The sequence below is a fragment of the Spirulina sp. CS-785/01 genome (assembly GCF_028330525.1).
Lineage (GTDB): Bacteria > Cyanobacteriota > Cyanobacteriia > Cyanobacteriales > Spirulinaceae > JAQMSD01.
On record NZ_JAQMSD010000220.1, the window covers coordinates 1 to 7,879 of the forward strand.

Below are 7,879 nucleotides of genomic sequence, written 5' to 3' on the forward strand. Positions count from 1 at the left end.
AGTTACGTCTTCGCTGACTTCCTCTTGGGTTTCAGAGGGGGTTTCTGTTTCAGTTACGTCTTCGCTGACTTCCTCTTGGGTTTCAGAGGGGGTTTCTGTTTCAGTTACGTCTTCCTCAGCAGGTTGGGAAGATGGGGGAGTTTGGACTTCTTGGGGGACTTGTGGGGGTTCTGGTTCAATACTGACGTTGCTGCTGCAGGCGGTGGTAATGAATAGCGCGATCGCAACAAAAAACACCATCACCAGCGATCTTATCTTCTTTAACATAACCAATACTCTTTCAAAAAATAACACTACAGTAGAGGGAAAAGCCTAATCTATTCCTTTCCCCCTACTGTATAAGTCTAATGATCTCTGCTCATTCTCCGAAATCTTCTCAAGATTTTTGCCCTCTTAACGGGACTTTTCCGGTATGCTAGGCGCAGTCTGAGACTCGGATTGATCCATCTCCTGGAACAAGATCGGAAATTCACGAAACATCCGCTCTCCCTTGTCAGTCTAACGATCTATCCCTGTCCTCTAAAATCTCCCCCATCTTCCCCATCTTCCCCACCTTCCCCACCTCCCCCATCTTCCCCACCTCCCCATGACAACAGGCCAAAAATCCCCTAGGGGTCACGCCCCACTACGAAAGACCACGCAGAACCGTTACAATAAAGAAGCAATCCCACCTTGAACTGAGTAAAGCCTTGGGACTTACTGAGACTAATAGCTAACTCTACTCTTATCGCCTAAACCAACGATTATGTTTCTTGCTACCAACTTGCTGATCGACAACCTCGTGCAGAAATTGACAGCAGGCTATCACCGCACCTATGGCGGATGGAAAGCCGAATATGCTGAAATTATTGCCTGGGGTGCAGGAATGGCACTAGAGAACATCGCCAACAGTGACGCACTCTATCACAACGTAGAACATACCATTTTTGTCACTTTAGTGGGGCAAGAAATTCTCCGAGGAAAGCATATCAAAGAAGGGGGAACAACACCGGAAGACTGGTTACATTTTCATATTTCGCTACTGTGCCACGATATTGGCTATGTTAAAGGGGTGTGTCGGCCCGATGACCTAGAAAAGCAGTTATACGCCACAGGCATCGGCGATGAAAAGATTCAACTCCCCGTTGGGGCCAGTGATGCGAGTCTTGCACCTTATCACGTTGATCGCGGTAAACTGTTTGTACAAGAACGGTTTGGCGGTCATAAGCTCATTGATGCAGAAATGCTCAAGGATAATATAGAATTAACCCGTTTCCCGGTCCCTGATGATAAAGATCATAAAGAAACGGCCAATTATCCGGGGTTAGTGCGTGCTGCTGATTTAATTGGCCAATTAAGTGATCCGCGCTATTTACAGAAGATTCCCGCTTTATATTACGAGTTTGAAGAAATTGGCACAAATCAAGTTTTAGGGTATAAGAGTCCAGGGGATTTACGAGCCAATTATCCCAGTTTTTACTGGAAAGCTGTTTACCCCTATCTTCCCACGGCGTTAAAGTTTCTCAATCTCACTCAATCGGGGAAACAAATTATTGCTAATCTATATTCTACTGTGTTCCGTGTTGAACATGAGGAGGAAGTCAAGGGAACGGAGACGACTGCGGCCTAGCTGTCAGTAACCCATTACCCATTACCCATTACCCATTACCCATCACCTATGTCAGAGATAGAACAAAAATTGAGTAATTTGCCATCTTCCTCTCCTGTTACTGTTGGGATATTGGGGGGAGGCCAACTGGCTTGGATGATGGCTCAAGAAGCCTCCCGGTTAGGGGTTAAAATTGTGGTACAAACGCCTAATTCTCTTGATCCGGCGGTGCATTTAGCCGATGATGTGATCTTGGCCTCCTTGGGTGAAATTGCGGCTACGCGGGAATTAGCTAGGGAATGTGATGTGGTGACGTTTGAGAATGAATTTGTTGATCTAGAGGGGTTGCGGCCTCTTGAAGAAGACGGGGTTTGTTTTTATCCTCGGTTAGATGCGATCGCGCCCTTACTTGATAAACTAGACCAACGCAACTATCTAAAAAACATCGGTCTTCCCATCCCCCAGTATAAAGCCCTCGACCCCCAAACCCCCATCACATCCCCCTACGGCTTCCCCGTCGTCCTCAAAGCACGCCGACAGGGGTATGATGGAAAAGGCACATTTATCATCAAAAGTCAAGAAGAACTAGAAGCCTTCTGGAACGCCCACAAACAGCCATCCCTACTCATTGAGGAGTTGATCCCATTTGAGCGAGAATTAGCCGTCATGGCGGCACGCAGCGTCTCTGGAGAAGTCGTTATTTATCCAGTAGTAGAGACAGAACAAGAAAAACAAGTCTGTCATCGGGTCAATATTCCAGCCCGTATCTCCCCCCACACCGAACAACAAATTCGTCAATTTGCCACCACCTTACTGGAAAAATTAGACGTTGTAGGCATTTATGGCATCGAATTTTTTATCACCCCAGACCAACAAGTATTAGTCAACGAAATTGCCCCCCGCACCCACAATTCCGGTCATTATAGCCTAGATGCCTGTGAAACCTCCCAATTTGCCATGCAGTTACAGGCCATCTCCAACCTACCATTAGGCTCACCTCAGCTTATTTGTGAGGGTGCAGTGATGGTCAACTTACTAGGATTTGAACACGCCCGATCTGAGTATATCGCCCAACGGCAAAAACTGGAAAACCTCCCCCGTACCTTTGTCCACTGGTACGGGAAAACCGAAGCCCGTCCGGGACGCAAATTGGGTCATGTGACAGTATTATTAGATAGTGTGGAGGAAGCCAACCAAATTTCCCAACAAGTGGAAAAGATTTGGTATGGGGTGGATTAGAGGTTGCCCTAGGAGCAATTCATAAATTGCTCCTTCATAAATTGCTCCTTCATAAATTGCTCCTACAGTTCGATGATTAACTGAATTTCCTGTCATTATTTTTCACGGCTTGGAATAAGGCAGAATAGTCACTGTCGGCTAATCCTAATGCTAAAGCCCGCTCTAAAATGCGCTCTACGCCTTGGGTTGCGTCAGTGCTAACCCCTTTGTTTTCGGCGGTTTTATTGACAATTTGCATATCTTTTAATAAATGTTTGGTGGGAAAGTTGGGGTTGTCGAAGTTTTCTTGCAGCATTCGCTTTAATTTACTATCAAATTTGGGGGCGTATAAGGAGCTTCCCCGCACAATTTCCATAAATTTATCTACATCAATGCCTTCTTTTTGGACTAAACTGAGGCTGAGGGAGAAGGCTGTCACCAGTGAGCCGATGAGTTGATTCATGGCGACTTTGACGGTGCTGGCTGCTCCGACTTCTCCCATTAATAGGGGTTTGCCGAAAACCTGAAGAATATTTTGCCAAGTTTGGAATTGTTCCGGTGTTCCCCCTACCATAACTTGTAATTCTCCTTTTTTCACTTCGGGAATACTGCCTAAGACGGGGGCTTCTAAGTAGTTTCCTCCGGCGGTTTCGATCTGTTGTTTGAAGTCTTTGCTTTCTTGGGGGGCAATGGTACTCATTTGGATGATAGTATGCCCGGCTAATGCGCTTTTGCTGCTGTCGGAGAGGAGGGTGTCTTGAATGGCTTGGGCATTGGTGAGCATTAAGATGCTGACTGAGGAGGCTTGGAGGGCTTCTTGGGGGGTGTGGACGACGGTTGCCCCTGCGTTTTGGAGGGGGATGAGTTTTTCGGGGGTGCGGTTGTAGGCGGTGAGGGTGTGGCCGGCTTCGAGGAGTTTGAAGCCCATGGGTTGCCCCATTAATCCTGTGCCGAATAGACTGATTTCCATGATTGTCTCTCTCTAGTTGCTCGCGTTATCAATTTAACAAGATAAGTCTTGGATGCGGCGAGAAACTTCACTGAGGGGGGTTAGTAGATTTTGCCGTTGGGGAGGGTGGCCCCGGTGAGTTGAGCATCCTGTAAGGTGGCCCCTTTGAGACTGGCATCTTGTAGGTTGGCGTTGCGTAAATCTGCTCCTCGGAGGTTGGCACTTTCGAGGTTTGCTCCCTGTAAGGTGGCCCCTTGGAGGTTGGCCCCCCTCAAGTCTGTGCCTTGTAGGTTGGCCCAGTTGAGGTTGGTTTCCCGTAAGTCGGCGTGGTGTAAGTCGGCTTCACTGAGGTCTGTTTTGGTGAGGTCGGCTTTCCAAAATCGACTGCCTTTGAGGTTGGTTTGGTGGAAGTCGGCTTGTTTGAGGATTGCGCGATCGCAATTTGTCTGTCGCATCTGCCCATAACTACAATTACTCCCCGTCAAATCCGCCCCCGTCAAATTTCCCCCACTCAACTTCATCTCCTCCAACTCCAACCCACTTAAATTCACCCCAGAAAAATCTAACCCATTCAACCACGCCCCTTGCAAGCGCACCCCACTCAACTGGGCCCCTTGCAAATTCGCCCCACTCAGTCGGGCCCCATTTAAATTCGTCCAATTTAAATTCGCCCCCGCTAAATTCGCCGATCGCAAATTAATTCCATTCAAATTCGCCCCACACAAATTCACCCCCCGTAAATTTGCCCGATACAACGAAACCCATTTCAGCGTCGCCCCACTCAACTTCGCCCCTTGTAAATTCACACGAGCCAACTGCGCCCCACTCAGATCACTTTTCGTTAAATTCGCCTCAATTAACTGCCCCTGATCCAATTTCGTGTAACTTAAATTTGCGCCGTATAAATAAGCACCATTCAAATTAGCCGATAACAGAAAGCAGCGTTCCAAATGAGAGCGAGACAGAGAAGCATCTTGCAATTTCGATTCCGACAAATTAGCATGAATGAGATTCGCTTCAATGAGATTCGCCCTAACTAGGTTAATCCCCCTGAAATCCCTTTCCCCTCTGGCATAGCGTCGAATTATTTCTTTAGCATCCATCAGACTAACTCCTTGCGTTGTATGCAAACTGACAATTTTTGCTTTTTAAAAAAAGATGCCAAAAAAAGAGCTTTTGTATTTTCAAATACTATAAATAAAACTTTAAGGTTTTAGGTATATTTATGAGCATAGAATACTATTTTCTTTCCCAGCAATATTTTCAGAAAAAATCAATAAAAGTACAAAATATTTATATTATACACTCATTCTTTATCGAGTTTTTGTAAGTAAAAATAATTTTTTGTAAAGTCTTCTCAGTATTTACCGAAATAAACTAACTTTTGTAAAGTTATCCGAACTTTCCTTACATACCTATTGACTCCATTGCGTCTTGTCAGTTCCCAAAGCCATTTTGAACCACTCCAAACCTAGAAGACACAGGGTATCGGGAGATGGGGGAGATGGGGGAGATGGGGGAGATAGGGAAGATGGGGGAGATGGAGGAGAACAAAGAACCAAGAACAAACAACATTACTGTTTACTGTTTACTGTTCCCTGTTCCCTATTCCCTGTTCCCTGTTCCCTATTCCCTTTTTCACAAACAACAAACAACAAAAAAAGGTAAGTTAACCTAGGTACTGTTGTTGCAAAGGGTGAAACGGGAGATATGAGTCAATCACTAGCATTCCTCGGTTTAGGCGTAATGGGCGGTTCGATGGCTGCCAACCTAGCGAAAGCAGGAAAAACCGTTTCCGGGTGGAATCGCACCCCCAACCGGCCAGGCAGCCAAATAGCCGCAGAGGCCGGAGTGAACGTTGTGCCAACCCTACAAGAGGCCGTCCAGTCAGCAGACATTATCTTTACCTGTGTTGGAGATGTCCCCGATGTAGAAGAAGTATTACTCGGTGAACAAGGAATCGTGCAATATGCGCAACCCAACGCGCTCATCGTCGATACCAGCACCATTGGGTCAGAAGCAGCGAAGAAAATAGGGGCAGCATTAGTCCAAAAAAACTTTCGCTTTCTCGACGCGCCCATTTCTGGGGGGGATGTAGGCGCGAAAAATGGCACACTGACCTTTATGGTAGGGGGAGAAGCCCCCGATTTTGCCCAATGTCAGCCCTATTTTGAAATTATGGGCAAAAATATCCGCCATTGCGGACCCGTAGGCAGTGGCCAAGCGGTGAAAATGTGTAATCAAATTCTCTGTTCCCTTAACTTAGTCGGCATTTGTGAAGCCATGTTACTGGCAGAGAAACAGGGCATTGATCCCAACTTAATTGTAGAAGTCTGTAGCACCGGGGCCGCCGGGTCTTGGGCCTTGTCCAATTTAGGCATGAAAGTAGCCGAGTCCGATTATGATCCCGGTTTTATGATTAAACACATGGTCAAAGATTTACGTCTCGTCAAAGAAATCGCTGAAAATGCCCGTCAAAAGTTACCAGGGACAGATTTTGCCACCGAATTGTTTAAAACCGTCCAACTGTTGGATGCTCAGGCCGATGAACAGGGAACACAGGCCATGATACGAGCCTATCGGGAAACAGGACTAGGGGAACAGTAAGCCCTGTAACACTTCTTAGAAGTGAAGGTAAACCTAAGCAAAAATGTAAGACAATTGGGCAATCAACAATATTTTCTTACTGTGAGGGGAATTTCCTCACTTCTTTTTGTGAATCATAAGGATTTTGACAATGAAAGCAAAATTACCCGTTAAACTAGCGGCTCTAGCAACAGGATTTCTGGCCATTGCCCTACCTATCGGCTTGGCCAGAGCCGCATTATTCGGACAACAAGAGGTCGAGCAAGATAACTTTGTCGCCGTCGCTACCCCCTTTGGCAGTAATCAATTTAACTTGGTTGTCATCGAGCAAATTCCGGGGAAACGAGACTGTTGGGACGAGTTAGGCAGTAATCCCACCCTTATCGAACCCCTCTGGACGACTTTTGACTTTACCGGGAGTTGTCGTCGTAGCGTGGACAGTAACGGGTATTCCGTCCGCATCAACGGAGAGGACTTAGGACTGGAATATTTATTACGAGTGACTCAACGAGGGGGGGAATTACAATTAGTAGGAACACCCCGTATTGGGACAAGTCGGCCTGATCTAGAAGAAATTTTGATTGGTAGTACCAACGGCATCCGCACAGGAGACTATCACAAAATTATCCTCGAACCAGGTTGGAAGTTTACCAAACGCACCTATCAAGGGGATGTGTTAGGTCACATTTATTTTACCTATGACCAAGGGTCTCTGCCTGATCCCAGTCCCAGTCCGAGTCCCAGTCCGAGTCCGACTCCAACTCCGACTCCTATCCCTAGTCCTAGTCCTAGTCCTAGTCCCACCCCTGATCCCTCTTTCCGAGATATTAATAACGATATTTATCGGGAAGAAATCGAAGCAGCATTAGAACGGGGATTTATTGCGGGTTTCCCTGAAGATAATACGTTTCGGCCTACTACGGCTCTGACTAGAGAGCAGGTCGTTTCGATGGTGTTTGAAGCTCTCGATACTATTCCCAATGTAGATACTAATGCCCCGTCCAATGTGTCTAGTAATCCTTTTCCGGATGTAGCGGCCTCGCGTTGGAGTGCAGCGAAAATTCAATGGGCGAAAAGAACTGAGATTGTGTCCGGATATCCTGATGGCCGTTTTCGTCCCACCCAAGCGTTAACCCGTGCGGAGTTAATGGCAGTGTTGAAAAAGGCGGCACAATATGCCGAAACGGAGCAAGGGAAGTCCTCTGGGTTGGAACAAACGGAAACCCCGTTTAATTTCTCGGATATCCGCACCCATTGGGCAAATGATTTAATTCGGGAAATGTCGGCTTATTGTGGGGTAGCGTCTCCCGTAAATGAACAGGGAACGGCGTTTTATCCCAATAATTCGGCGTTACGGAATTATGCGGCGGCGGCGACGTTACGAATGTTAAATTGTGCGGAGGATTAAGAGTTAGGGAGTAGGGTGGGCATTGCCAGCCCTGTCAAGGTGAGAAATTGTAGAACGAGACACCGTTGTTTCAGACACTTGTGAGAGACATTTTCTCCCCCTCTCCCAAGGTTGGGAGAGGGGGTTGGGG

General features: G+C 46.8%; 6 protein-coding genes and 1 pseudogene. 4 read left to right on the forward strand and 3 right to left on the reverse strand.

The window, feature by feature from the left end; translation table 11 throughout:
• Nucleotides 1-267: pseudogene (locus PN462_RS14410) on the reverse strand (hypothetical protein); the annotation flags it as partial.
• 478 nt (nucleotides 268-745) lie between these two features.
• Between PN462_RS14410 and PN462_RS14415 the strand changes: the two are divergent.
• Together PN462_RS14415 and PN462_RS14420 are read left to right on the forward strand one after the other, a co-directional pair.
• The gene (locus PN462_RS14415) at nucleotides 746-1,609 is read left to right on the forward strand and encodes an Npun_R2479 family HD domain-containing metalloprotein (RefSeq protein WP_272129154.1); all 864 of its coding nucleotides are present in this window, start codon (nucleotides 746-748) and stop codon (nucleotides 1,607-1,609) included.
• A 69-nt stretch (nucleotides 1,610-1,678) separates the two neighbouring features.
• Nucleotides 1,679-2,827 carry a 5-(carboxyamino)imidazole ribonucleotide synthase gene (locus PN462_RS14420; protein ID WP_272129155.1) on the forward strand — a complete coding sequence of 383 codons (1,149 nt, stop codon included), beginning with the start codon at nucleotides 1,679-1,681 and terminating at the stop codon, nucleotides 2,825-2,827.
• Nucleotides 2,828-2,903: 76 nt separating this feature from the next.
• Here PN462_RS14420 and PN462_RS14425 read toward each other — a convergent pair whose 3' ends face one another.
• Nucleotides 2,904-3,776: an NAD(P)-dependent oxidoreductase gene (locus tag PN462_RS14425; protein ID WP_272129157.1), complete on the reverse strand. Its 873-nt coding sequence runs from the start codon at nucleotides 3,774-3,776 to the stop codon at nucleotides 2,904-2,906.
• 80 nt (nucleotides 3,777-3,856) lie between these two features.
• Nucleotides 3,857-4,858: a pentapeptide repeat-containing protein gene (locus PN462_RS14430; RefSeq protein ID WP_272129158.1), complete on the reverse strand. Its 1,002-nt coding sequence runs from the start codon at nucleotides 4,856-4,858 to the stop codon at nucleotides 3,857-3,859.
• 607 nt (nucleotides 4,859-5,465) lie between these two features.
• On the opposite strand from PN462_RS14430, the gene PN462_RS14435 reads away from it, so the two are divergent.
• Nucleotides 5,466-6,362, forward strand: coding sequence for an NAD(P)-dependent oxidoreductase (locus PN462_RS14435; RefSeq protein ID WP_272129160.1), 897 nt, complete (start codon nucleotides 5,466-5,468; stop codon nucleotides 6,360-6,362).
• A 130-nt stretch (nucleotides 6,363-6,492) separates the two neighbouring features.
• Entirely contained in the window at nucleotides 6,493-7,749 is a 1,257-nt protein-coding gene (locus PN462_RS14440; protein ID WP_272129162.1) for a DUF3747 domain-containing protein, read from the forward strand.
• Nucleotides 7,750-7,879: the final 130 nt, after the last annotated feature.